Origin of the sequence: Ancylobacter novellus DSM 506 (assembly GCF_000092925.1) — a bacterium.
GTDB classification, from domain to species: Bacteria; Pseudomonadota; Alphaproteobacteria; order Rhizobiales; family Xanthobacteraceae; genus Ancylobacter; species Ancylobacter novellus.
Genome location: NC_014217.1, coordinates 441,135 through 466,284, shown reverse-complemented (window position 1 = coordinate 466,284; position 25,150 = coordinate 441,135). Strand labels below are relative to the sequence as shown.

The following is a 25,150-nucleotide window of genomic DNA, read 5'->3' as shown; positions in this document are numbered from 1 at the left end:
GATCAAGGCATGTTCAAGAAGATCCTCATCGCGAACCGTGGCGAGATCGCCTGCCGGGTAATCAAGACCGCGCGGCGCATGGGCATCGCCACCGTCGCCGTCTATTCCGACGCCGACAAGGATGCGCTGCATGTCGAGATGGCCGACGAGGCCGTGCATATCGGCGCGGCGCCGGCGGCGCAGTCCTATCTGCTGATCGACCGTATCATCGCCGCGGCGAAGCAGACCGGCGCCGAGGCGGTGCATCCGGGCTACGGTTTCCTCTCCGAGCGCGCCGCCTTCCCCGAGGCGCTGGCAGCGGAAGGCATCGTCTTCATCGGGCCCAATCCGCGCGCCATCGAGGCCATGGGCGACAAGATCGAATCCAAGAAGGCGGCGGCCGCCGCCAAGGTCTCGACCGTTCCCGGCTATCTCGGCGTCATCGAGGATGCCGAGCACGCGATGAGGATCGCCGACGAGATCGGCTATCCCGTGATGATCAAGGCCTCGGCCGGCGGCGGCGGCAAGGGCATGCGCATCGCGAATTCCCGCGCCGAGGTGCAGGACGGGTTCGACCGCGCCCGCTCGGAAGCGAAGTCCTCCTTCGGCGACGACCGGGTGTTCGTCGAGAAGTTCATCGTCCAGCCGCGCCACATCGAGATCCAGGTGCTGGGCGACAAGCACGGCAACGTCATCCATCTCGGCGAGCGCGAATGCTCGATCCAGCGCCGCAACCAGAAGGTCGTCGAAGAGGCGCCTTCGCCGCTGCTGGACGAGGCCACGCGCAAGCGCATGGGCGAGCAGGCGGTCGCGCTGGCCAAGGCGGTGAACTATGACAGCGCCGGCACGGTGGAGTTCGTCGCCGGGCAGGACAAGTCGTTCTATTTCCTGGAGATGAACACCCGCCTGCAGGTGGAGCATCCGGTGACCGAGCTCGTCACCGGCATCGATCTCGTCGAGCAGATGATCCGCGTCGCCGCCGGCGAGAAGCTGTCCATCACCCAAGCCGACGTGAAGCTGAAGGGCTGGGCGGTGGAGAGCCGCGTCTATGCCGAGGATCCCTATCGCGGCTTCCTTCCCTCCATCGGCCGGCTCACCCGCTACCGGCCGCCCGCGGAAGGGGTGAAGGACGCCGTCACCACCCGCAACGACACCGGCGTCTATGAGGGCGGCGAGATCTCACTGTTCTACGACCCGATGATCGCCAAGCTGATCACTCACGCGCCGACGCGCGAGGAGGCGATCGAGGCGCAGGCGGACGCGCTGGACGCCTTCGCCATAGACGGCATCCAGCACAACATCCCCTTCCTCTCCGCGCTGATGGCGCATCCGCGCTGGCGGGCGGGCACGCTCTCCACCGGCTTCATCGCCGACGAATATCCCGACGGCTTCCACCCCACCGCGCCGAGCCCGGCGCTGGCCCGCCGCCTCGCGGCGGTGGCGGCGGTGATCGACAATGTCGGCAACGCCCACAAGCGGAAGATTTCCGGCCAGCTCGCCGGGCGTCCGGTGATCTTCGAGCATCAGCGGGTGGTGAGCCTCGGCGGCGGTCAAGGCGGGCTTGCCCTGCACTGCGAGGTCGACCGCGCCGCCGGCGGCTTCATCGTCACATTCCTCGATGAGGACGGCCGCGCCGCCGGCACGCATGAGCTGCGCTCCGGCTGGCAGCCCGGGGAACTGGTGTGGAACGGCGTGTTCGACGACGAGGCCATCGCCGTTCAGGTGCGCCCGCGTCTCAACGGCGTCAGCCTCGCCCATCGCGGCGTGGCGGTCGACGCGCTGGTCTATACGCGCCGCGAGGCCGAGCTTGCCGCGCTGATGCCTACGAAGGTGCAGTCCGGCGCCGGCAAGCAGTTGCTCTGCCCGATGCCCGGCCTCGTCGTCTCCATCCCCGTCTCCGAGGGGCAGGAGGTGAAGGCCGGCGAGGCACTCGCCGTGGTCGAGGCGATGAAGATGGAGAACGTGCTGCGCGCGGAGCGCGACGCCACGGTCGGCAAGATCCTCGCCAAGGCCGGCGACAGCCTCGCCGTCGACGCCGTGATCTTGGAATTCGCCTGAGGAACGCGTGATGGACCTCGATCTCGCCTCCTTCCCGCCCGCCACCCGCGCCGACTGGCTGAAGCTGGTCGAGGGCGTGTTGAAGGGCGCGCCCTACGACAAGCGCATGCTCACCCGCACGGCCGACGGCTACACACTCGACGCCCTGCCCGAGCGCCGGCGCGAGGCCGCGGCCATCGTCGGGCGGCGGGCGGGTGCGTCGTGGAAGGTGATCGCGCGGATCGACCATGACGACCCGGCGGCGGCCAATGCGCAGCTGCTGGAAGACCTCGACGGCGGCGCCGACGGCTTCAGCCTCGTCTTCGCCTCGGCGCCCTCGGCCGGTGGCTTCGGCCTGCCGGTCCGCCACGAGGAACTGGTGCAGGCGCTCAAGGGGGTGATGCCGGAGCTCATTACCCTGCGCGTCGAGGCGGGGCAGTATCAGGGCCGCGACATCGCCCTCGCGCTGGCGCGGCTGTTCGAGGCGCAGGACCCAGCCCGGCTCGACATACGCTTCGGGCTGGACCCCATCGGCGACTTCGCCGCGCTGGGTGCCGCGCCGATCGAATGGGACGCGCTCTCCGCCCGCCTCGGCCAGACCGTGGCGACGCTGCGCGCCCGCGGGCTCGTCTCGCCCATGGTGCGCGCCGATGGAAGGCTGCACCACGCCACCGGTGCCACCGACGCGCAGGAACTCGCCGCGGTGCTCGCCACCGCCATCGCCTATCTGCGCGCGCTGGAAGCGGCGGGCTTGTCGCTGGAGGACGCCGCCGGCGCCATCGAGGTGACGCTCACCGCCGATGTCGACCAGTTCGGCACCCAGGCCAAGCCGCGCGCCTTCCGCCAGCTCTGGGCGGCGGCGCTGTCCGCCTGCGGCATCGAGGCCAAGCCCGTCGCCATCCACATGGAGACGGCGTGGCGCTCGCTGACCCGCCGCGATCCGCATGTGAACCTGCTTCGCGGCACCATTGCCGCCTTTGCAGCAGGTGTCGGCGGCGCGGATAGCGTGAACGTGCTGCCCTACACGCAGGCGCTCGGGCTTCCCGACGCCGATGCGCGGCGGCTCGCCCGCAACACGCAGATCATCCTGATCGAGGAATCCCATCTCCACCGCGTCGCCGATCCTTCGGCCGGCGCCGGCGCCATGGAGGAACGCACAGAGAAGCTGGCCGCCGCCGCGTGGGAGCTGTTCCGCCAGATCGAGCGCGAGGGCGGGATGGTGGAGAGCCTCACCTCCGGCGCCTGGCAGAGGCGAGTGGCCGAAGCCCGCGCTGCGCGAACCAAGGACGTCGCCACCCGCCGGCTGCCGATCACCGGCACATCGGAATTCCCGCTGCTGGGCGAAGCCGTGCCGACCGTCCTCGCCCCCGCCCGCCGCGTCGCGGCCGCTCCGCCTTCGGAGGGCGCGCTGCTCTGCGAGCCGCTCACCGCCCAACGCCTTGCCGAGCCATTCGAGCACCTCCGCGATGCCGCCGAGGCGGCGGGCGCGCGCGTGTTCCTCGCCGACCTCGGCACGGCCGCGGACTTCACCCCCCGCGCGGCTTTCGCCCGCAGTGCTTTCGAGGCCGGCGGCATCGCCGCGCCGGCCAATGATGGCTTTGCCGACACGGCGGCACTGGCCGCAGCCTTCCGCGAATCCGGCGCCCGCCTCGTGTGCCTGTGCTCTTCCGACGAGGTCTATGCGACCTCGGCGGCCGAGGCGGCGAAGGCGCTCCGGCAGGCCGGCGCCGCCGCGATCTATCTCGCCGGCCGGCCGGGCGAGCACGAGGCCGACTGGCGCGCGGCCGGGATCGATGCCTATCTCTATGCGGGCGGCGATCTCCTCGCCTTGCTGGAGGAGGCGCATCGCCGGCTTGGCATCCCTGCAACGCGGGAGGGCTCGGAATGACCGCCACCGCTCGCCGCATCCCCGATTTCAGCGCCATCGACTGGAAGGCGCCCGCCCTCGCCCTGCCGCCCGAGGGCGCCGGCGCCTGGGAGACTCCCGAGCGCATCGCGGTGAAGCCGCTCTACGGGCCGGACGACGTCGCCGGGCTTGCCTTCGTCGACAGCTATCCCGGCATCGCGCCCTTCCTGCGCGGGCCGTACCCGACCATGTACGCGACGCAGCCCTGGACCATCCGGCAATATGCCGGCTTCTCCACGGCGGAGGATTCCAACGCCTTCTACCGCCGCAATCTCGCTGCGGGTCAGAAGGGGCTGTCGGTCGCCTTCGACCTCGCCACCCATCGCGGCTACGATTCTGACCACCCGCGCGTCGCCGGCGACGTCGGCATGGCCGGCGTGGCGATCGATTCGATTCTGGACATGCGCACGCTGTTCTCGGGGATTCCCCTCGACCGGATGAGCGTGTCGATGACCATGAACGGCGCGGTGCTGCCGATCCTCGCGCTCTATGTCGTCGCCGCCGAGGAGCAGGGCGTGAAGCCGGCCCAGCTCTCGGGGACCATCCAGAACGACATCCTCAAGGAGTTCATGGTCCGCAACACCTATATCTACCCACCCGGCCCCTCGATGCGGATCATCGCCGACATCTTCGCCTTTACCGCCAAGGAGATGCCGCGCTTCAACTCGATCTCGATCTCCGGCTACCACATGCAGGAGGCGGGGGCGACGCAGGACCTCGAACTCGCCTATACGCTCGCCGATGGCGTCGACTATGTGCGCGCCGGCATCGCGGCGGGCATGCCGGTCGACGCCTTCGCGCCGCGCCTCTCCTTCTTCTGGGCGATCGGCATGAACTTCTTCATGGAGGTCGCCAAGCTCCGCGCCGCCCGGCTGATCTGGGCCAAGCTGATGAAGGACCTCGGCGCCTCGAACCCCAAGTCGCTGCCGCTGCGCACCCATTGCCAAACCTCGGGCTGGAGCCTGACCGCGCAGGACGTGTTCAACAACGTCATGCGCACCATGGTCGAGGCGATGGCGGCGACCCAAGGCCATACCCAGTCGCTGCACACCAACGCGCTGGACGAGGCGCTGGCGCTGCCGACCGACTTTTCCGCCCGCATCGCCCGCAACACGCAATTGCTGATCCAGCAGGAGAGCGGCACCACGCGCGCCATCGACCCGTGGGGCGGCTCCTTCTATGTCGAGCGGCTCACTGCCGACCTCGCGCAGAAGGCGCTCGGCCACATCGCCGAGGTCGAGGCGCTGGGCGGCATGGCCAAGGCCATCGAGGCCGGCATCCCCAAGCTGCGCATCGAGGAGGCCGCCGCCATCACTCAGGCGCGGATCGATTCCGGCGCCCAGACCGTGGTCGGCGTGAACAAGTACCGGCCCACGCGCGAGATGCTCATCGACGTGCTCAAGGTCGACAATTCGGCCGTGCGCGCCGCGCAGCTCGACAAGCTCAGGCGCCTCAAGGCCGAGCGCGACCCGCAGGCCGTCGAGGCGGCGCTGGCCGCGCTGGAGAACGGCGCGCGCGGAAATGCTAACCTGCTGGCGCTTGCCATCGACGCCGCCCGCGCCAAGGCGACGGTGGGCGAGATATCGGACGCGCTGGAGCGCGTCTTCGGCCGGCACCGGGCGGAGATCCGTGCGGTCACCGGCGTCTACCGGCGGGAGGCGGGAGCGATGGGCGACAGGGTGGCCCGCATGCGCCAGCGCATCGAGGCCTTCGAGCACGAGGAGGGCCGGCGCCCGCGCATCCTCGTCGCCAAGGTCGGGCAGGACGGCCATGACCGCGGCCAGAAGGTGATCGCCTCGGCCTTCGCCGACCTCGGTTTCGACGTCGACATCGGCCCGCTCTTCGCCACGCCGCAGGAGGCGGCGCGGCAGGCGGTGGAGAACGATGTCCACGTCATCGGCATCTCCTCGCTCGCCGCCGGTCACCTGACGCTAGTGCCGCAGGTGAAGGCCGCGCTCGCCGCAGAAGGCCGGCCGGACATCATGGTGGTGGTCGGCGGCGTGGTGCCGCCGCAGGACTACGAGGCCGTGCGGGCGGCCGGCGCCGAGGCGATCTACCCGCCCGGCACGGTGATCGCCGAGGCGGCGGAGGAACTCGTCGACAAGCTCGCCGCGCGTCTCGGGCACAAGAAGCAGGCGGCGGAATAACGGCGCCCATTTCGGCGCTGCTGGTCAAAGAAGCGGCATCTGGTCCGCACCGGCGCAGCAGGGCCCCATAAAACACCGTCATCCCCGGGCTCGGCCCGGGGATCCATGTCTTTTTCCAATGATCCAGACCAGGGAAGACGTGGATGGCCGGGCCAAGCCCAGCCATGACGGCGTTCTGTCGGCTCGCCGCCAGCTCGCCCCCGTCCTCTGGCACAGCCCTTGCTTGCAAGCTTGTATACAAGTTTGTGGGCAAGCCTGATGAACCCCGCCACCGCCAATATCGAAGAGGCGATCCTTTCCGCCATCCTCGCCGGCCGCATCGCTCCGGGCACGCGGCTGGGCGAGCAGAAGCTGGCCGACCTGTTCGGCGTCTCCCGCACCCGCGTGCGCGAGGCGATGATGCGGCTGGAGACGCGCGGCGTGGTGCAGGTCAGCGCGCGGCGCGGCTGGTACGTGGTCGAGCCTTCGGCCGAGGAGGCGCGCGAGGCGTTCCAGACCCGCCGCGTGATCGAAACCGGCCTGTTGCAGACCGTGCGCGAGGTGCCGCCGCAGGTCCTCGCCAGCCTCAAGGAGCATGTCGCCATGGAGCGGCAGGTGATCGAGGCCGGCGACGTGTCCTCCCGCGCCTGCCTGCTCGGCGACTTCCACATCCATCTCGCCGACGCGCTCGGCAACCGGCTGCTCACCGAGATCATCCGCGACCTCACCGCGCGCACCACGCTGATCTCGATGCTCTACCAGCCGACCGAGAAGGCCGAGGAATCCAGCCACGACCACGAGGACATCGTCGCGGCCATGGAGGCGGGCGACCTCGCCCTCGCCGCCCGGCTGATGGACGAGCACATCGGCAAGGTCGAGGCCGGGCTCGACCTCACCGCCCGTCCCGATCCGCTCGCAAGCCTGCGCGAACTGCTGACGCCGTCGGCCTTCGCCGGCAACGCCCCCTCAGTGCCGCACGCTCATTCCCACTCCCATCCCCCATCGCTGCGAAAAGAGGATTGACCGCATGAACCCCATTTTCGTCCACCGCCGCACCCTCCTTGCCCTCGCCGCCGGCGCGCTGATCGCGAGCACGCAGGCCCCGCTCCCCGCCCATGCCGACGCGCTCGCCACCATCGAGGCGAACAAGGTGATCCGCATCGCCGTGCCGCAGGACTTCCCGCCCTTCGGCACGGTCGGCGCCGACATGCAGCCCAAGGGCTACGACGTCGACATGGCCAAGCTGATCGCCGACAAGATGGGCGTGAAGCTGGAGCTGGTGCCGGTGACGAGCGCCAACCGCATCCCCTATCTCCAGACCAACAAGGTCGACCTCGTCATCTCCTCGCTTGGCAAGAACCCCGACCGCGAGAAGGTCATCGACTTTTCCGCCGCCTATGCGCCCTTCTTCAACGGCGTGTTCGGCCCGGCCGAAGTGGCGGCGAAGGACGCCAAGGACCTCTCCGGCAAGACGGTGGGTGTCACCCGCGGCGCAGTGGAAGACCTGGAGCTGACCAAGATCGCCCCCGCCGACGTCACCATCAAGCGCTACGAGGACAATAACGGCACCATCTCGGCCTTCCTCTCCGGCCAGGTCGACCTCATCGCCACCGGCAACGTGGTCGCCGCCGCCATCCTCGAGCGCAACCCGCCGAAGAAGCCGGAGATCAAGTTCCTGATCAAGAACTCGCCCTGCTTCATCGGGCTGAACAAGAACGAGCCGGCGCTGCTCGCCAAGGTCAACGACATCATCGCCGCCGCCCGAAAGGACGGCGCGTTGGAGGCGATCTCGCAGAAATGGCTCGGCGCCAAGCTGCCGGCGGAGCTCTGATCGGGATTGGCCAGACCGATCTCGTCTGCGTGCTTCGAGACGCGGGGCTACGCCCCGCTCCTCGGCATGAGGAACTCCTCTTCGGCTTTCCGGCCCTCCTCCTCCTGAGGTGCCCGGCGTAGCCGGGCCTCGAAGGACGCAGAACGTCGCCGCCCCTCCGTCACACTGCACCAGCGGGAGTTCACGGGCATGAACTACGCGTTCGATTATGGCTGGCTGTTCGAATACTGGCCGGTCCTCGCCAAGGGGCTCGCCGTCACCGTCGAGCTGACTTTGGTCGGCGGCGTGCTGGGCGTGGCGCTCGGCGTCGCCTGCGCCTGGGCGCGGGCGCTCGGGCCGTCATGGCTGCGCCCGTTCGTTGCGGCCTATGTCGAGCTGATCCGCAACACCCCTTTCCTGATCCAGCTCTTCTTCATCTTCTTCGGCCTGCCGGCGCTCGGCCTGCGCATGGGCGAACTGGAGGCCGCCAACCTCGCCATGGTGGTCAATCTCGGCGCCTATGGCTGCGAGATCATCCGCGCCGGCATTCAGGCCACGCCGAAGGGCCAGTTCGAGGCCGGCGCCTCGCTCGGCATGAGCCGCATCCAGACCTTCTGGCATGTCGTGCTGGTGCCGGCGCTGCAGCGCATCTGGCCGGCGCTGTCCTCGCAGATCGTCATCGTCATGCTCGGCTCGGCGGCGGTGTCGCAGATCGCCACCGAGGACCTGACCTTCGCGGCGAACTTCATCCAGTCGCGCACCTTCCGCGCCTTCGAGGCCTATTTCGTCTCGACGCTGATCTACCTCGCCCTCGCCATCGCGCTGCGCCAACTGCTGCGCGGGGTCGGCTGGACGATCTTCCCCAGGCGTGGAGCGGCACGATGAGCGACTTCACCACCTGGGACATCGTCCGCAACCTGCTGCTGGCGGCGCGCTGGACCGTGCTGCTCTCCCTCGTCTCCTTCATCGGCGGCAGCATCGTCGGCGCGCTTCTGCTCTTCATCCGCACGGCCAAGGGCAGGCTCGGCCCCGCCTTCGTGAAGGCCTATGTCGAGGTCTTCCAGGGCACGCCGCTGCTGATGCAGCTCTTCCTCGCCTTCTTCGGCCTCGGCCTGTTCGGCATCGACGTGCCGGCCTGGCTCGCCGCCGGGCTGGCGCTGATCCTGTGGAGCGCCGCCTTCCTCACCGAGATCTGGCGCGGCTGCGTGGAATCCGTTGCCCGCGGCCAGTGGGAAGCCTCCTCCAGCCTCGGCATGGGCTATGTGCAGCAGATGCGCCACGTCATCCTGCCGCAGGCGCTGCGCGTCGCCATCCCGCCCACCGTCGGCTTCTCGGTGCAGGTGGTGAAGGGCACGGCGCTGACCTCGATCATCGGCTTCGTAGAATTGTCCAAGGCCGGCACGGTCGTGACCAACGCCACCTTTGAGCCCTTCAAGGTCTATGGCCTCGTCGCCCTCATCTATTTCTGCCTGTGCTGGCCCCTGTCCAAGTCCTCCCAGATCCTCGAGAGGAAGCTCAATGTCGCTCATCGAAATCACTGAGGTGAAGAAGCGCTTCGGCGACAACGAAGTGCTCAAGGGCATCAATATCGACGTCGCGCCGGGCGAGGTGATCGCCATCATCGGCAAGTCCGGCTCGGGCAAGTCGACGCTGCTTCGCTGCATCAACGGGCTGGAGACCATCGACGAGGGCTCGATCTCCGTCGCCGGCGCGCAGCTCCTGCCGGACGAGTTGCACCTCAAGGCGCTGAGGCTGAAGGTCGGCATGATTTTCCAGAGCTTCAACCTGTTTCCGCACCTCACGGCGGGGCGCAACGTCATGCTCTCGCAGATGGTGGTGAAGAAGACGGCGAAGGCCGAGGCCGAAGCGATGGCGCGCCGCCAGCTGGAACGGGTCGGGCTCGGCCATAAGTTCGACGCCTATCCGGACCAGCTTTCCGGCGGCCAGCAGCAGCGCATCGCCATCGCCCGCGCGCTCGCCATGCAGCCCATCGCCCTGCTCTGCGACGAGATCACCTCGGCGCTCGATCCCGAGCTGGTCAGCGAGGTGCTCGCCGTGGTGAAGGAGCTCGCCGGCGAGGGCATGACGCTGATGATGGTGACGCACGAGATGCGCTTCGCCCGCGACGTGTGCTCGCGCGTTGTCTTCATGCACCAGGGCCGGGTGCACGAGATCGGCCCGCCCGAGGAGGTGTTCGCCGCTCCCAAGACGCCGGAGCTGAAGCAGTTCCTCGGCGTCCTCCACTAAGGCCTAGAACAACGCCTCCGGCCGGCGGCGATAGACGTTGCCGGAGGCGAAGAGCTCGGCCACCCAGTCGACGAAGACGCGCAGGCGGCTGCTCAAATGCCGGTTGGGCGCATAGACGACGTGCAGCACGATCGGCTCGCCGCGCCACTCCGGCAGGACCGGCACTAGCGTGCCGGCGGCGAGATAGGGCTGGATCATCGGCTCGACCGCATGGGCGATGCCGAGCCCGGTGAGGCAGGCGGCGAGATAGGCGGTGGAATCGTTCACCGCCACCGCATAGGGCAGATCGAGCTCGTAGGTCTCCTCGCCGCGGATCATGTCGAAGGCGAAGCGCCGCCCGGTGCGCGGGCTGAAATAGGCGATGACGCGGTGCCCGTCGCGCAGGTCGCGCGGGTGCTGCGGCATGCCGTGGCGCTGGATGTAGCCCGGCGTCGCGCACATCACGAGCTCCACCTGGCCGATGCGGCGGGCGATGAGGCTGGGGTCCAGGAGCTCGCCGCCGCGTATGGCGCAGTCGATGTTCTCGCCGACGAGATCCGCCGGCCGGTCGGAGACGCCGAGGTCGAGCTGGATGTCGGGATAGCGGGCGTGGAAGTCCGGCAAGGCGGGTATCAGCACGTTGAGCGCCAGCGACGAGCCGACATCGACGCGCAGCCGGCCGGACGGGGTGGTCTGCGCCTTGGTCATCGAGCCGTCGAGCTCGTCGAGGTCCGACAGCAGCGCCAGCGCCCGCTCGTAATAGGCGGCGCCGTCCGGCGTCACGCCGACGCGCCGCGTCGTGCGGTTCAGCAATTTGGTGCGCAGATGCGATTCCAGTTGCTGGATCAACTTGGTAATGGTCGGCTTGGGCATCTCCAGCAGGTCGGCCGCACGGCTGAAATTGCCCGCCTCGACGACCCGGACGAAGGCCCGCATGGCGGCGATCTGGTCCATGCCTGGGCTCCTACTGCCTGATTATTTCCGTATGTGAATAATGAAATCACCAGACGGGTATTTTTTCGGCACGGACAAGATACTAGTTTTCGCCGCACTGCAATAGGACGAAATCGGGTGGGCATCGGGCCTGCCCGTTTCGATGGTGGGCACCATGACCGCATTGTGGACCGAGGACAGGCTGGAGATGGACGGGACGGCGTTGCCGGTCCGCGTCTATCGTGCGGCCGCGTCCATGCGTCCGACGCCGCTGGTGCTGCACCTGCATGGCGGCTGCTTCACCGACGGCGACCTCGAATGCAGTGTCAAGGTGTGCCAGCTGATGGCCGAGGCAGGGGCGGTCGTCGTCTCCGCCGACTATCCGCTGGCGCCCGAGCACCCCTTTCCGGCCGCGCTCAACGTCTCCTTCGCCGCCCTCGGCCTGTTGCATGCGCAGCGGGCGAAATGGGCGGGCCGCGGGTCGCGCCTCTTCGTCGCCGGCGAGGAGGCCGGCGCCAATCTCGCCGCGGCGCTGGCGATGATGGCGCGCGACCAGGGTGCGCCGGCGGTCGCCGGCCAGATCCTGCTCTCGCCGATGATCGATCCCTCGCTGTGTACGGGCTCGATCCATGCGGCGGAAGCGGGCGCTGCCGGCTGCAAATGGGCGGATGGCTGGCACCGCTATCTCGGCTCGGCCGACAAGGCCGCGCACCCCTATGCGGCGCCGTTCGGCTCGCGCAGGCTCGCCGGCGTCGCGCCGGCGCTGATCATCACCTGCAGCGACTGCCCGATGCGCGACGAGAGCCTCGCCTATGCCCGCCGCCTCGCCGAAAGCGGCATCGCGGTGGAGACCAGCGTGCTCGAGACGCCGGCGGATTCGCCGGATGAGATCGACGCCAGCATGGACGCCAGCATCGACGCCAGCCCGCAATGGGAAGCGCCGCTGCGCGACCTCTTTCAGAATTTCCTGGCGGAGCATTCCGCCAGCCCCGTTCGCACTATTCGGGCCTGAGGGCCAGGAGACCGCCATGAGCAACGACAACCTCGGCAACGACGCTGGTTCGAGCCAGATCGTACACGTTGAGATCGCTCGCGACGTTGCGTCGCAGCATAAGCGCCACCGCTGGCGGGAGGCCGGCGTCGTCCTGACGCTGGCGGCGCTCGCTACCGGCGCGGCGGTGTTCCTGGCTTGGCCGAGCAGCAACGCGCTGGCGACCGATCCGGCGCCCGCCGCGGCCGCTCCGCCGGCCATGCCGGTCGCGGTGGCGGTGCTGGAGCCGCGCGACACCATGAAATGGGACGAGTTCTCCGGCCGCCTGCAGGCGGTGGAGCGCGTCGAGGTGCGCCCGCGCGTCGCCGGCGCGGTGAAGACCATCCATTTCCGCGAGGGCGCGCTGGTGAAGCAGGGCGAGCTGCTCGTCACCATCGATCCCGAGCCCTTCCAGGCCGAGCTGGACCGCGCCGAGGCGCAGTCCGCCGCCGCCGAGGCGCGGCTGCTGTTCACCAAGAACGAGCTCGACCGCGGCCAGAAACTGGTCGATTCCCGCGTCGTCTCGGTGCAGGACCTCGACCAGCGCACCAACAACTACAAGGAAGCGCAGGCCAATCTACGTGCCGCGCAGGCCGATGTGCAGACCGCCAAGCTGGACCTCGGCTACACCGAGGTGCGCGCGCCGGTCGACGGCCGCGTCGGCCGCATCGACGTGACGGTCGGCAACCTCGTCTCGGCCGGGCCCACCTCGCCCGTGCTGACCACGCTGGTCTCGGTCGACCCGATCTATGTCGGCTTCGCGGCCGACGAAGGTGCGGTGAGCGAGGCCCTCGCCACGCTCGGCAACGGCGACGTGCTGGGCGAGATCGACCGCATCCCGGTCGAGATCACCACCGCCACCACCGGCGAGAAGCCGGCGCGCGGCCATCTCCAGCTCGTCGACAACCAGGTCGATACCGCCACCGGCACCTTCCGCCTGCGCGCCGTGTTCGACAATCCGGACGGCCGTCTCGTGCCGGGCCAGTTCGCCCGCGTGCGCATGGGCCGGGCCAAGACCGAGCCGGCGCTCGTCATCAACGAGCGCGCCATCGGCACCGACCAGGACAAGAAGTACGTCTTCGTGGTCGATCCGGAGAACAAGGCCGTCTATCGCGAGGTCAAGCTCGGCCCGCCGAGCGAGGGCCTGCGCGTGGTGGCGAGCGGCCTGAAGGAAGGCGAGCGCATCGTCGTCAACGGCCTGCAGCGCGTGCGTCCCGGCGCGCTGCTGGCGCCAGAAATCGTGCCGATGAACACGACCGCCAGCGCGGCGAACCCCAACACTTCCGTCGCCGCGCGCTGATTTCTAGCCGCCGACTTTTCGCCTCCTAAAGGGGGAGGACGCTATGAATCTGTCCAAATTCTTCATCGACCGGCCGATTTTCGCCGGCGTCCTCTCCGTCGTCATCTTCCTCGCGGGGCTCCTAGCCCTGCGGGTGATGCCGATCTCGGAATATCCGGAAGTGGTGCCGCCGCAGGTCATCGTGCGCGCCACCTATCCCGGCGCCAACCCGAAGGTCATCGCCGCCACGGTGGCGACGCCGATCGAGGAGCAGATCAACGGCGTCGAGGACATGCTGTACATGTCCAGCCAAGCGACCACCGACGGCGTGATGACGCTGACCGTCACCTTCAAGCTGGGCACCGACCCCGACAAGGCGACGCAGCTGGTGCAGAACCGCGTCGCCCAGGCCGAGCCGCGCCTGCCGGAAGAGGTGCGCGCGCTGGGCATCACCACGGCGAAGAGCTCGCCGAACTTCATCATGGTGGTGCACCTTCTCTCCCCCAATGACCGCTACGACATCACCTATCTGCGCAACTACGCCGTCCTCAACGTGAAGGATCGGCTGGCGCGCATCTCGGGCGTCGGCCAGATCGACATCTTCGGCGCCGGCGACTACTCGATGCGCGTCTGGCTGGACCCGCAGAAGATCGCCGAGCACGGCCTCTCTGCCGGCGACGTCGCCAACGAGATCCGCGCCCAGAACGTGCAGGCCGCCGCCGGCATCGTCGGCGCCTCGCCGGCCGCCGAAGGTGTCGACCTTCAGCTCTCCGTCAACGCCCAGGGCCGCCTCGAGACCGAGGAGGAGTTCGGCGACATCGTCGTGAAGACCGGCACCGACGGCCAGGTGGTGCGCCTGCGTGATGTCGCCCGCATTGAGCTCGGCGCCGCCGACTACGCGCTGCGCTCGCTGCTCGACAACAAGCAGGCGGTCGGCATCGGCGTGTTCCAGGCCCCCGGCTCCAACGCGCTGGAGATCGCCGAGAACGTCCGCAAGACGATGGAAGAGGTGAAGAAGACGATGCCGGAAGGCGTCGACTACGCCATCGTCTACGACACCACCCGCTTCGTCGACGCCTCGATCGAGGCGGTGGTGCACACGCTGTTCGAAGCCGTGCTGCTGGTCGTCATCGTCGTGGTGGTGTTCCTGCAGACCTGGCGCGCCTCGATCATCCCGCTGCTGGCCGTGCCTGTCTCCATCGTCGGCACCTTCGCGGTGATGTATATCTTCGGCTTCTCGATCAACGCGCTGAGCCTGTTCGGCCTCGTGCTCGCCATCGGCATCGTGGTCGACGACGCCATCGTCGTGGTGGAGAACGTCGAGCGCAACATCGAGAACGGGCTGACGCCCCGCGCCGCCGCCTATCAGGCGATGACCGAAGTGTCGGGACCGATCATCGCCATCGCCCTGGTGCTGGTCGCGGTCTTCGTGCCGCTGGCCTTCATCTCCGGCCTGTCGGGCCAGTTCTACCGGCAGTTCGCGCTCACCATCGCCATCTCGACGGTGATCTCGGCGATCAACTCGCTGACCCTGTCGCCGGCGCTGGCCGCGCTGCTGCTGCGCGGGCACGATGCCCCGCCGGACATGCTCCAGCGCGTCATCAACGCCCTGTTCGGCTGGTTCTTCCGCGGCTTCAACTTCGTGTTCTCGCGCGGCTCGCGCGGCTATGGCAGCGGCGTGCGCGGCACGCTGAAGGTCAAGAGCCTCGTGATGATCTTCTACGCGCTCATGCTGGGCGCCACCTGGTGGCTGTTCCAGGCCGTGCCCTCGGGCTTCGTACCGGCGCAGGACAAGCAGTATCTGGTCGGCTTCGCCCAGCTGCCCGACGGCGCCACGCTCGACCGCACGGAAGAGGTGATCCGCAAGATGACGGAGATCACCCTCGCCGAGCCGGGTGTCGCCAGCGCGGTGGCCTTCCCGGGCCTGTCGATCGCCGGCTTCTCCAACTCGTCCAACGCCGGCATCGTGTTCTCGGTGCTCAAGCCGTTCGAGGAGCGCACCGACCCTTCGCTCAGCGCCGGCGCCATCGCCGCCTCGCTGAACCAGAAATACGGGGTGATCAAGGATGCCTTCATCGCCATGTTCCCGCCCCCGCCGGTGCAGGGCCTCGGCGTGGTCGGCGGCTTCAAGCTCCAGCTCGAAGACCGCGCCGGCCAGGGCTACGAGGCGCTGAGCGAGGTCACCAACGCCTTCATGGCCAAGGCCATGGCGGCGCCGGAACTGACCGGACAGTTCACCACCTACCAGATCAACGTGCCGCAGATCTTCGCCGCCATCGACCGCACCAAGGCCCGCCAGCTCGGCGTGCCCGTCCAGTCGGTGTTCGAGACGCTGCAGGTCTATCTCGGCTCGCTCTACGTGAACGACTTCAACAAGTTCGGCCGCACCTATTCGGTGCGCGTGCAGGCCGACGCGCCGTTCCGTTCGCGTCCCGAGGACATCGGCAAGCTGAAGGTCCGCTCGATCTCCGGCGAGATGATCCCGCTTTCCGCTTTGCTCAAGGTCGAGCAGACGGCGGGACCGGAACGCGCGCAGCGCTACAACGGCTTCCTCACCGCCGACTTCAACGCCTCGCCGGCGCCGGGCTTCTCGTCCGGCCAGGCGCAGGACGCGGCCAAGCGCATCGCCGAGGAGGTGTTGCCGCCCGGCTTCGACTATGAATGGACCGACCTGACCTATCAGGAGATCCTGGCGGGCAACTCGGCGACGCTGGTGTTCCCGATCGCCATCCTGCTCGTCTTCCTGGTGCTGGCGGCGCAGTATGAAAGCCTGACCCTGCCGATCGCGATCATCCTGATCGTGCCCATGGGCCTGCTAGCGGCGCTGTTCGGCGTCTGGCTCGGCGGCGGCGACAACAACATCTTCACCCAGATCGGGTTGGTGGTGCTGGTCGGCCTGTCGGCGAAGAACGCCATCCTGATCGTCGAGTTCGCCCGCGAGCTGGAGTTCGTCGGCCGCAATCCGGTGGATGCGGCGATCGAGGCGGCCCGGCTGCGCCTGCGGCCGATCCTGATGACCTCCTTCGCCTTCATCATGGGCGTGCTGCCGCTGGTGCTCTCCACCGGCGCCGGCGCCGAGATGCGCCACGCCATGGGCGTCGCCGTGTTCGCCGGCATGATCGGCGTGACCTTCTTCGGGCTGTTCCTCACGCCCGTCTTCTATGTGCTGCTGCGGCGGATCACGGGCAACCGCCCGCTGCGTCAGCACGGCGAGGTGCTCCCCGCGGCTCATCCCGCGGAGTGAGCGCTTGCGGCCGGCCGGAAAGCCGGACCCCACGTCGTCCCGCCCCCCTCGACGTGCGGCCCATAAAGCTTTCCGGCCGGCCCTCATCGACAATCCGGCCTCGCGATGCCACATGCGTGCGCGACAGAGCCGGGACAACCATGAAGCACATCAAGACCGACTGGACGGACGTCGTCCTCGTCTGCCGCAAATGCGCGAAGAAGCTCGGCGGCAGCTTCGGCCCGGACGGCGAGCAGTCGCTGCCCAAGGCATTGCGCAAGGAGATCGCCCGGCGCGAGGGCGGCAAGCCGATGAAGAAGCCGCGCCGCAAGGGCGCCCGCGTCGCCGTGGTCGAGATCGACTGCCTCGACATCTGCCCCAAGGGCGCGGCGGTGGTGGTTCCGGCGAGCGCGCCGAGCCGCTGGCGTTCCGTGCCGCGCGGCACGGATGTCGCGACGCTGCTGGACGAGATCGCCCCGGCCCGCGATCAGGACTGATCAGGCCGGTCCGTCCGCCACCTTCTCCGCCGGCTTCACCGAATTGAACGCCCAGACCAGCGTGGTCATGATGCTCACCCCGATGACGATGCCGACGAGGCGGTCGATCGGCGGCTCCAGCGTGGTCGGCGGGCCGGTGCCCACCAGCGTCACCAGATAGGCGATTGCCGACTGCGTGCCGATATAGGCCTGCGTCGTCCCGCCGAGATGGATGCGGGCGAAGGTGAACACGCCGAGGAACAGCATCGTCACCCACCACCACATGTCGGTGGCGTCGAGCCCGATCACGACCAGCCCGGCCGTGCCGCCGATGATGCAGCCGAAGATGCGCTGCGCGCCGCGATGGCGGCTCGCCACCGGGTCGTTGTCGATGATGATGAGGCTGGAGATCAGCACCTGCGGCAGCTGCGGCAGGTCGAACAGCGACCAGGTGACGATGATGATCAACGCGCCGACCGCCGCGACCATCGACTGGCGCTCGGCATTGACCTGGCTGGTCGCCGCCGCCTGCGCGACGAGGCGGGCGTGCAGTTCGCCTGCGCGCGGCCCGAGCGCCCAGCTCGCCAGCGTGCCGCAGACCACGCCGGTAACGATCTCGTAGCAGCGATACCAGGCGAAGTCGTAGAGCTGCTCGGGCTGCGTCATGGTGTAGAGCATGACGAGGGCGAAGGTCAGCCCGCCATAGAACCAGGCATAGCCATAGGCGCTGCGCTGGCGGCCATAGGTGCCGACCGCCGCGGCGATCATCACCAGCGCCGCCTGCAGCGCGTTCAGCCCCTCGGCCCACTGGCCGACATAGTAGCCGCCGATCACCCCGATGAAGGTGCCGGTGATGCGCAGCACGCCCTTGGTGAACAGCGCATCGCGGTCGACATTGGCGATGATCATTACGCTGAGCGCGGCCCAGTACGGGTCCTGCCATCCCATGGCCAGCGAGATGTAGACGGCGGCGAGCACCCCGGTGGCGGTGGCGAAGGCATGCCGCGTGACGTCGTCCATGGGCTTGAGCATGTTCCGCGAAAGTTGCCCGACTTTCGCGATTAGAACATGCTCCAGCTTATTGAATCTAGAGCACTTTCTTATCAATCAGGTGATTCCACCTGATTGGAAAGGGCTCTAGAACCAGATCAGCACGCGGGCATCGGCGCCGTTGAACAGGCCGACGCCCGCCGGCCAGTCGTCGAGCTCGATCTCGATCGGGAAGCGCCGGGGCAGACGCACCCAGTCGGTGGTCGGCTCGACATAGGGCACGATCTCGGGATTGTGCGGCGAGCGCGCGACGCCGGCGGCGATGCCGCTCACCCGCCCGAGATGCAGCTGCCAGGGATCGTTGCCGAGGGTCAGCAGCACGCGTTGGCCGATGCGGATGCGCTCCAGATGGCGCTCGTTCATGTTGGCGACCACGCGCCGGCGGCGATCGGTGATGATCGCCAGCACCTCGGTGCCCGGCCGCAGATAGTCGCCGAGCCGCGTGGTGAAGGGCGTGATCCGCCCCGCCTCCGGCGCCGCCACCACGGTCTTGGAGAGGTCGTATTCGGCCCGCGCCAGCTCCGCCTGGGTGGAGCCGATCGCCGCATTCGCCACGGTGACACGCTGGGTCGCCACGGCGAGTTGGGCCTGGGTGGAGGAGACGTTCGCGCCGGCGGTGGCAACGTCACGGGTGGCGACGTCGAGCTGCGCCTCCGGCGAGAAGCCCTCCCCCGACAGCGTCTTGATGCGGTTCAGCTGCTCCTGCGCATTGGCCTGGATCGCCTGGGCGGAAGCGATGTTGGCCTTGGCGGCGTTCACCTCGTCCTGCGCCAGGCCGAGATTGGCCTGCGCCTGCGCCAGCGACGCCTGCGCCTCCTGGACCTTCAGCGCGAAGGGCGTGCGCTCGATCTCGAACAGCAACTGGTTCGCCGCGACCGTCTGGTTGTTCTGCACCGCAAGCTTCGAGACCGGCCCCTCGATCTGCGAGGAGATGACGACGATGTCGCTCATCACATAGGCGTCCGCCGTATAGGCGAAGAAGCGCACGCTGATCTCGTAGATGACGAAAAGCGCGACCACCACGCCGACGATCAGCGTCACCGGATGGCGGAGAAGGCGACTCAACATGGACGGGCGCGTCTCCGCGGCGGGTCGGGCGGTGACGCATCATCGCGGCTTTGCCGCCCGCGCTCAATGGCTAGAGGCCGGAGAGCGTGCTCTTATCCCGAGCGTATGACCAGTCCCCGGCGACCGTTATGCCCGGGCTTGGCCCGGGCATCCACGCCTTGGGCGAGTACCGGCGAGAAGTCGTGGATCCCCGGGTCAAGCCCGGGGATGACGGTCAGATGGCGGCAGCCGCCCTCAGTGCCGGCGCTCCTCGATGGTCGGGAGCATCGGCTCCTCGTCCTCCTCGCTGCGCTCGCGCGCGCCGGGATGCTCCTCGATCAGCGGACCGGGCGTGCGGGCGGCACGGGCGGCCTCGGCCCGGCGGGCACGCTGGGGCGCGGAGAGGTCCTCTGGCCGCTGGCTGACGAGGCGCAGCGGCGGCGCCTCGCCCTTCTTGTCGGTGCCGAGATAGACGGTGCGGTGCGGGTACGGGATCTCGATGCCGCGCGCGTCGAACGCCGCCTTGATGCGGCGGTAGAACTCGCGCTTGACGTTCCACTGGCCGAGCGGACGGGTCTTGAAGCGGCCGCGCAGCCAGATGTAGCTCTCCTCCAGCGCCTCCACCCCCACCACCTCGAAGGGCGCGACGATGGTCTCGGCCAGCGGCCCCTTCGCCGCCATGTCCGCCGCCACCTCCGACATCAGCGCCAGCGCCTCGTCGATGTTCTCGCGATAGGAGACGCGCACGTCGATGACCGCATAGGCGAAGTCCTTCGACATGTTCTTGATGGTCTGCACCTCGCCGAAGGGGATCGAGTGCACGTTGCCGTCGAAGTCGCGCATGTGGACGGTGCGGATGCTGATCTTCTCCACCAGCCCGCTATGGGCGCCGACCTCCACCACGTCGCCGACCGAGATGGTGTCCTCCATCAGGATGAAGATGCCGGTGATCACGTCCTTCACCAGCGTCTGCGCGCCGAAGCCGATGGCGAGGCCGAGCACGCCGGCGCCGGCCAGCAGCGGGGCGATGTTGACCCCGATCTCGGAGAGCAGGATCAGCCCGCCCAATGTCAGCAGCACCACGCGGAAGGCGTTCTGCAGGAAGGGCAGCAGCGTCTTCAGCCGGGTGGAGCTGGGATTGCCGGCGCGCAGACGCTCGGAGAAGACGGTGGCAAGCTCCCAGGCGATCAGCCCGGCCAGCACCACCACGCCGATGGAAATGAGCCGGCCGACCGCGCCCTGGCCGTGGTCGGAGGCCAGCCATTCGAACGGCCTGGCGCCCCATATCTCCAGCAGCACCAGCGTGGCGACCGCGAGCACCAGCCCCTGCATGCCGCTGCGCAGCGCGGGCAGATAGCGGTTGGCGCGCGCCTCCAGCAGCGGGTAGCGCTCGCGCATCTCGCCGTTCAGCCGGAACACCTTGTCGAAGGCCCGCAGCAGCAGCGAGATCGCCAGCGCGGCAAGCGCGACGGTGAGGAGCGAGAGCAGCGTCGCCTGGGTGAGGAAGGCGAAGCCGCCGGCGACATCGAACACACGGACGATGTAGGCGGCGACGACGTAGGCGATCAGCAGCACATGCCAGAAGTCCGCCACCGTATCGCGCAGCCGCGCCGCGCGGCCTTCCCGCGCGCCGATGCGGCGCAGGCGCGCAGCGACGCCGGCGCGAATCTGCAGGATGAACACGATGCACATGCCGGCGACGAACAGGCCGAGCGCATGGCTGAGGAAGTGGTAGGTCGGCAGGGCGAGGCCGAGCACCCAGGCGGCGCGCAACAGGAAATAGCCGTAGACGACGGTGTATGCGAAGCGCCTGACCCACAGATAGCCATAGGCCGCGCTCTCATTCTCCAGCGGGAACAGCCGCAGATGCGGCGCGTCCGGCGTCAGCACGGCCCTGCCGGCGGCGAGGATGAGCCGCGCCAGCACATTGGCGTTGATCACTGTGACCACGGCGAGCCGGATGACGAAATTGAGCTCGACCAGCGCCAGCACGCCGAAGGACGCGGCGGCAAAGGCGGCGATGGGCAATATGTCGAGCACCGTGCGTATGCCGAGCAGCAGAGCCCGCATGGGAAGACCCCGCGCGTGGCGCGCTTCCACCGCCCGGCGCAGGCGGGAGAGCAGCAATTTGGCGACATATTCCGCCAGCAGCGCCGCCGCGAGGACGGTGATGACCATTATCGCCGCCCAGCCGACGCGCTGGAGCACCAGCGGATCGGATAGATCCTCGAAGAAGCGTTCGGCCTGTTCCGGCAGTTGCTCGATCTCGCCGACCAGGCCGAGGACCGAGTTGGAGAAGCTGCCGAGCGACCGGGTGGCGCCCGCCAGCCAGTCGTCGCGCTCCGGCGCCGCCGGTTCCGGCGCAACGGTGCCGCTCTCGACGAGCGCACGCAGCCGGGCGAGGAAAGCCGTCCGCGCCGCGTCGTCCTCCAGCGTGTCGAGCAGCGCGCGCAGATCCTGCCGCGTGCCCTCGGGCCGCGTGCTCTCGGGCGTCGTCTGTGCCGGCTGGGCCGGCGGGGAAGCGAGCGTCTGCGCCTTGAGCGGCGCGGCGAAGGTGACGCAAAGGGCGAGCAGCAGGATGCCGGGTATCGCGCGCAGCGGCATGAAGCATTCCGTCGTTCGCGGCCCATTGGCCAGCATCGACCGGCGGGCGCGCAGATTGGGACGAGGGGATGCGACCGGCAGATGCGGCCACGCGCCATTTAACGCTGCATTGCGGGAAAGGTTCCCCGGCCTCCACGCAGGAGAGCCGCGAGAAGCTCAGCGCATATAGGTGCGGATGACGTCGATCAGCTCGGCGGCGGCTTCCTCGCGGGCCTCGCCTTCGGCGCTCACCACATGCTCGCGCAGATGGTCCTCGATCAGTTCGGCGGTCAGCCCATTGATCGCGCCACGCACCGAGGCGACCTGGTTGAGGATGTCGGCGCAGGCGACCTCGCTCTCGAGCGCGCGCTCGATCGCCTCCATCTGCCCCTTCAGCCGGCGGACGCGGGCGATCAGCCGCGCCTTGTTGGTGACTGTGTGGCTCATATGATCGTGTGCCTCATGGGCGCTACCCTATAACCCATCGGGGCGCGACAGAATGTGCCAGCGGGCCGTAGGGCCTTGTTGCCGACAACTTCCTCGCCACATTGGGCAACGAAACGCGACAGTGTGGAAACATGGAAGCAATTGCTGCGGATTTGGCCGCCTTCATGCGCGGCCATGAATACCTCGTGCCTGTCGTCATCGGCCTCATCGCCTTCGCCGAATCCCTCGTCCTGGTCGGCCTTGTCGTCCCCGCCACGGCACTGATGCTCGCGATCGGCGGGCTGATCGGCTCGGGCATCCTCTCCCCGGTCCCGGTGATCAGTGGTGCCATCGTCGGCGCCGCGCTCGGTGACATTGTCTCCTACTGGCTCGGCCGCTGGGTCGGCCCGCGGGTGGTGCATCGCTGGCCGCTGCAGGGCTATCGCCACCAGGTGGCACAGGCGCGGCTGTTCTTCCGCCGCTTCGGCTTCGCCTCGGTGTTCGTCGGCCGCTTCTTCGGGCCGGTGCGCGCGACCATGCCGCTGGTCGCCGGCATGATGCGCATGGACCAGCGCCGCTTCCAGTTCGCCAACGTCTCCTCGGCCATCGTCTGGGCACCGGTGATGCTGGCGCCGGGCTGGATCGCCGGCAAGGGCGCCAACCAGCTCGGCGCCGCCAGCAGCGGCGAATGGCTGGTGCTGATGGTGGGGATCACCCTGGTCATGCTCATCGCGACTGCCGTCATCCTGCGGGTGGTGCAGGGGCGGATCGCCAAGCGCCCGCGCAACCGCCGCGCCGCGCGTACCTCCGCCCGCGCCTCGGCCGGCTGAGGACGCCGCCGGCTTCATCCGCTGACCGCCGCGGCCGGTAGATGGGCGAGGCCGGTCCAGCCGTGCCAGCCGACATAGAGTGCCACTGCCACCAGCAGCGCACCGGAGACGTAAGGCGCACGCCGCGCCAGTTCGCCGAACCACGCGATGCGCTTGGTCGCGTGCTGCACGCTCAGTGCTGCCACGACGCCGACCGCCACCAGCGTGAGCGCAAGGCCGACCGAGAAGCTCAGCACCAGCGTGAAACCCAGCGCCAGCTCGCGCAGCTGCAGGCAGAGCAGCAGCACGGTAATCGCCGCCGGACAGGGGATCAGCCCGCCGGTGAGCCCGAACAGCACGATCTGCCAGGTACTTACCTGACGGCCGGCGAAGCGGCGGCGGATGTCGTCGGCATGCGCCAGCTCATGCGCGTCCTGATAGCCCTCGGTCGCCAGCTCGAAGACGTGGTCGTCATTGCCATCGTGACAATGGTCATGGTGACTCCTGTCATGATGACTCTTGTCACCGTGAGCATGGTGACTCCTGTCATGATGGTGATGATCGTGCGCGGCCTCGGCGATCCGGTCCTGCCGGGTGCGCCAGATCATCCACGCGGCCATGGCGAGGATGACCGCCGCGGAGGCGAGCTGGAGATAGGGCTCGAAGGTCTCCGGCGCGACGCCCTGCCAGAGATAGACCCCGCCCAGCGCGATCGTCCACACCACCAGCGTATGCGAGACCGTGGCGGCGAGGCCGAGCAGCACCGCCTGCGGAACGCTGCCGCGCACGGCGATGATGAAGGCCGCCATCATGGTCTTGGAATGGCCCGGCTCCAGCCCGTGCAGCGCGCCGAGCAGGATGGCGCTGGGGATGAACAGCCAGGCATGGGCGGCGCCCTGCTGCAGGAGTTCGGCGAAGGCGGGCATGGCGGCCTCTGGTCGTTTCGCTGCCGCCTGCACGGTTTGCAGCCGGCAGCGCGACGATGTTGCAGCGCCGATGCAGCCGAGGCGGCAGGCTCCGCGTGCCGCCTTTATCGCTCCTGTCGCGACGATCTTCAATACATATAGGGGGTATATCTATAATAAAAATCCGCCGACCCTGCAGGCCGCGCCGGCACCACGGCCGGCGAGCGGCCCGCCCGCCCGCTAACCAAAGCGGCAGGTCGAGGTCGGCGGCGGTCGGCGGTTGCGATAAGATGCGTGGAAGTGGGCGTGCCGTTGGGCGGATCGGCGTCATGTCGTCCGCCCGAGTAGGAGCATGAGATGACGGATATGACCGAGCCATCGCCGGAATCGCCCGGACCGCGCCCGAGCGACGTCCCGACGGGGGCGAAGCCGTCCGGCCCCGCCGCGCCGGCAAGCCGCAGCAAGGGGCCGCCGCAGGATCCCGAAGCTTTCCAGCGCTGGATCGGCATCGAGCGGCTCAAGGTCGACATGCGCCGGCTGGAGCTCGAGACCAAGCGCATGGAGGCGCCGGAGACGATGCCGCCGCGCCGGCGTAGTCCGGTGCTGCCCATCCTCTACGGCGTGATCCTCGTCGCCTTGGTCGGGCTCACCGCCTTCCTCGCCTCGCAGGTCCTGGCGCTGCGCGGGGAGATCGGCGCGCTGCGCACGGCGCAGACGGAAATCGGCCAGCGCCTCGCCGCCGCGGAGAGCGAACAGACCGGGCTGCGCGAGGCGGTGGAAGCGGCGCAGACCAAGGCCAATGCGGCGGCATCGGTCCAGCCGGCGCCCCAGGCCTCATCGCAAACCCCAGCGGCACCGAGCGTCGCGCCGGCTGATGCGTCGAGCCAGGCGGCTGCGCCGGCCGCTCCGGACCCCGCTCTTCCCGGCTCCGGCTACACGGTGCGCATCTTCGCGCCGGTGAACGCCGTGGCGAAGGCGAAGATCGACGGCTTTGTCAATCCGCTGAAGGCGGCGGGTTACGACGTCGTGGTCTCGGATACCGGCGTGGTGCAGACGACGAGCAACAGCCTGTCCTATCACGCCTCGTCCGAGGAGATGGCCAAGCGCCTGTCGACGCTGATCCAGCAGAAGAAGCCGGCGCTCGCCATGGAGATGCGCGCCTCGCCCTCCATCCCGCCGAGCGCGCGGCAGATCCTCATCCTCAACCTGACCGAGGACGCCTTCAAATGAAGGCCTCCGGATCCTGCTGATATTGGCTCCTTGAGCGGCAGGGGCCACCCTCTCGCCCTCATGGCCGGGCTTGAC

The 25,150-nt window shown here is 68.6% G+C and carries 20 protein-coding genes; 14 read left to right on the top strand and 6 right to left on the bottom strand.

Annotated features, from left to right (window positions below; genetic code table 11):
* Positions 1-9 precede the first annotated feature (9 nt).
* From SNOV_RS02285 to SNOV_RS02250, 8 genes are all read left to right on the top strand, one after another.
* Entirely contained in the window at positions 10-2,037 is a 2,028-nt protein-coding gene (locus SNOV_RS02285) for an acetyl-CoA carboxylase biotin carboxylase subunit (protein ID WP_013165289.1), read from the top strand.
* A 10-nt stretch (positions 2,038-2,047) separates the two neighbouring features.
* Positions 2,048-3,904 (top strand): methylmalonyl-CoA mutase family protein, encoded by a 1,857-nt coding sequence (locus tag SNOV_RS02280; protein WP_013165288.1) that lies wholly within the window; start codon positions 2,048-2,050, stop codon positions 3,902-3,904.
* Complete coding sequence (scpA, locus tag SNOV_RS02275) at positions 3,901-6,069, top strand: methylmalonyl-CoA mutase (RefSeq protein ID WP_013165287.1); 2,169 nt, start codon at positions 3,901-3,903, stop codon at positions 6,067-6,069. The genes SNOV_RS02280 and scpA overlap by 4 nt, the downstream gene beginning before the upstream one ends.
* A 258-nt stretch (positions 6,070-6,327) precedes the next feature.
* The gene (locus SNOV_RS02270) at positions 6,328-7,071 is read left to right on the top strand and encodes a GntR family transcriptional regulator (RefSeq protein ID WP_013165286.1); all 744 of its coding nucleotides are present in this window, start codon (positions 6,328-6,330) and stop codon (positions 7,069-7,071) included.
* Positions 7,072-7,075: 4 nt separating this feature from the next.
* Positions 7,076-7,879: a transporter substrate-binding domain-containing protein gene (locus SNOV_RS02265; protein ID WP_013165285.1), complete on the top strand. Its 804-nt coding sequence runs from the start codon at positions 7,076-7,078 to the stop codon at positions 7,877-7,879.
* 189 nt (positions 7,880-8,068) lie between these two features.
* Positions 8,069-8,743 carry an amino acid ABC transporter permease gene (locus tag SNOV_RS02260; protein ID WP_013165284.1) on the top strand — a complete coding sequence of 225 codons (675 nt, stop codon included), beginning with the start codon at positions 8,069-8,071 and terminating at the stop codon, positions 8,741-8,743.
* Positions 8,740-9,399: an amino acid ABC transporter permease gene (locus SNOV_RS02255; protein WP_013165283.1), complete on the top strand. Its 660-nt coding sequence runs from the start codon at positions 8,740-8,742 to the stop codon at positions 9,397-9,399. Before SNOV_RS02260 ends, SNOV_RS02255 begins: the two co-directional genes overlap by 4 nt.
* Positions 9,377-10,105, top strand: a complete 729-nt coding sequence (locus tag SNOV_RS02250; protein WP_013165282.1) for an amino acid ABC transporter ATP-binding protein — start codon at positions 9,377-9,379, stop codon at positions 10,103-10,105. Before SNOV_RS02255 ends, SNOV_RS02250 begins: the two co-directional genes overlap by 23 nt.
* 3 nt (positions 10,106-10,108) lie before the next feature.
* Here SNOV_RS02250 and SNOV_RS02245 read toward each other — a convergent pair whose 3' ends face one another.
* On the bottom strand, positions 10,109-11,038 hold the full coding sequence (locus SNOV_RS02245) for a LysR family transcriptional regulator (RefSeq protein ID WP_013165281.1): 930 nt from the start codon (positions 11,036-11,038) through the stop codon (positions 10,109-10,111).
* A 154-nt stretch (positions 11,039-11,192) separates the two neighbouring features.
* Between SNOV_RS02245 and SNOV_RS02240 the strand changes: the two genes are divergently transcribed.
* The 4 genes from SNOV_RS02240 (at position 11,193) to SNOV_RS02225 (ending at position 17,046) form a co-directional block, all read left to right on the top strand.
* Positions 11,193-12,029 (top strand): alpha/beta hydrolase fold domain-containing protein, encoded by an 837-nt coding sequence (locus tag SNOV_RS02240; protein WP_013165280.1) that lies wholly within the window; start codon positions 11,193-11,195, stop codon positions 12,027-12,029.
* A 16-nt stretch (positions 12,030-12,045) separates the two neighbouring features.
* A complete protein-coding gene (locus tag SNOV_RS02235; protein WP_013165279.1) occupies positions 12,046-13,347 on the top strand; it encodes an efflux RND transporter periplasmic adaptor subunit in 1,302 nt (433 codons plus the stop codon).
* A gap of 43 nt (positions 13,348-13,390) precedes the next feature.
* A complete protein-coding gene (locus SNOV_RS02230) occupies positions 13,391-16,570 on the top strand; it encodes an efflux RND transporter permease subunit (protein ID WP_013165278.1) in 3,180 nt (1,059 codons plus the stop codon).
* A 140-nt stretch (positions 16,571-16,710) separates the two neighbouring features.
* Complete coding sequence (locus SNOV_RS02225) at positions 16,711-17,046, top strand: hypothetical protein (protein ID WP_013165277.1); 336 nt, start codon at positions 16,711-16,713, stop codon at positions 17,044-17,046.
* Here the strand turns inward: SNOV_RS02225 and SNOV_RS02220 are convergent, their stop codons facing one another.
* The 4 genes from SNOV_RS02220 to SNOV_RS02205 form a co-directional block, all read right to left on the bottom strand.
* Entirely contained in the window at positions 17,047-18,045 is a 999-nt protein-coding gene (locus SNOV_RS02220) for an FUSC family protein (protein ID WP_013165276.1), read from the bottom strand.
* 117 nt (positions 18,046-18,162) lie between these two features.
* Entirely contained in the window at positions 18,163-19,143 is a 981-nt protein-coding gene (locus SNOV_RS02215) for an HlyD family secretion protein (protein WP_013165275.1), read from the bottom strand.
* 234 nt (positions 19,144-19,377) lie between these two features.
* A complete protein-coding gene (locus SNOV_RS02210; RefSeq protein ID WP_041781916.1) occupies positions 19,378-21,726 on the bottom strand; it encodes a mechanosensitive ion channel domain-containing protein in 2,349 nt (782 codons plus the stop codon).
* 156 nt (positions 21,727-21,882) lie between these two features.
* Positions 21,883-22,152, bottom strand: a complete 270-nt coding sequence (locus tag SNOV_RS02205) for a metal/formaldehyde-sensitive transcriptional repressor (protein ID WP_013165273.1) — start codon at positions 22,150-22,152, stop codon at positions 21,883-21,885.
* Positions 22,153-22,283: 131 nt separating this feature from the next.
* Between SNOV_RS02205 and SNOV_RS02200 the strand changes: the two genes are divergently transcribed.
* Positions 22,284-22,961, top strand: coding sequence for a DedA family protein (locus SNOV_RS02200; RefSeq protein WP_013165272.1), 678 nt, complete (start codon positions 22,284-22,286; stop codon positions 22,959-22,961).
* A 14-nt stretch (positions 22,962-22,975) separates the two neighbouring features.
* On the opposite strand, the gene SNOV_RS02195 is transcribed toward SNOV_RS02200, so the two are convergent.
* Positions 22,976-23,866, bottom strand: coding sequence for a nickel/cobalt efflux transporter (locus SNOV_RS02195; RefSeq protein ID WP_013165271.1), 891 nt, complete (start codon positions 23,864-23,866; stop codon positions 22,976-22,978).
* A gap of 336 nt (positions 23,867-24,202) precedes the next feature.
* On the opposite strand from SNOV_RS02195, the gene SNOV_RS02190 reads away from it, so the two are divergent.
* Positions 24,203-25,075 (top strand): hypothetical protein, encoded by an 873-nt coding sequence (locus tag SNOV_RS02190; protein WP_013165270.1) that lies wholly within the window; start codon positions 24,203-24,205, stop codon positions 25,073-25,075.
* Positions 25,076-25,150: the final 75 nt, after the last annotated feature.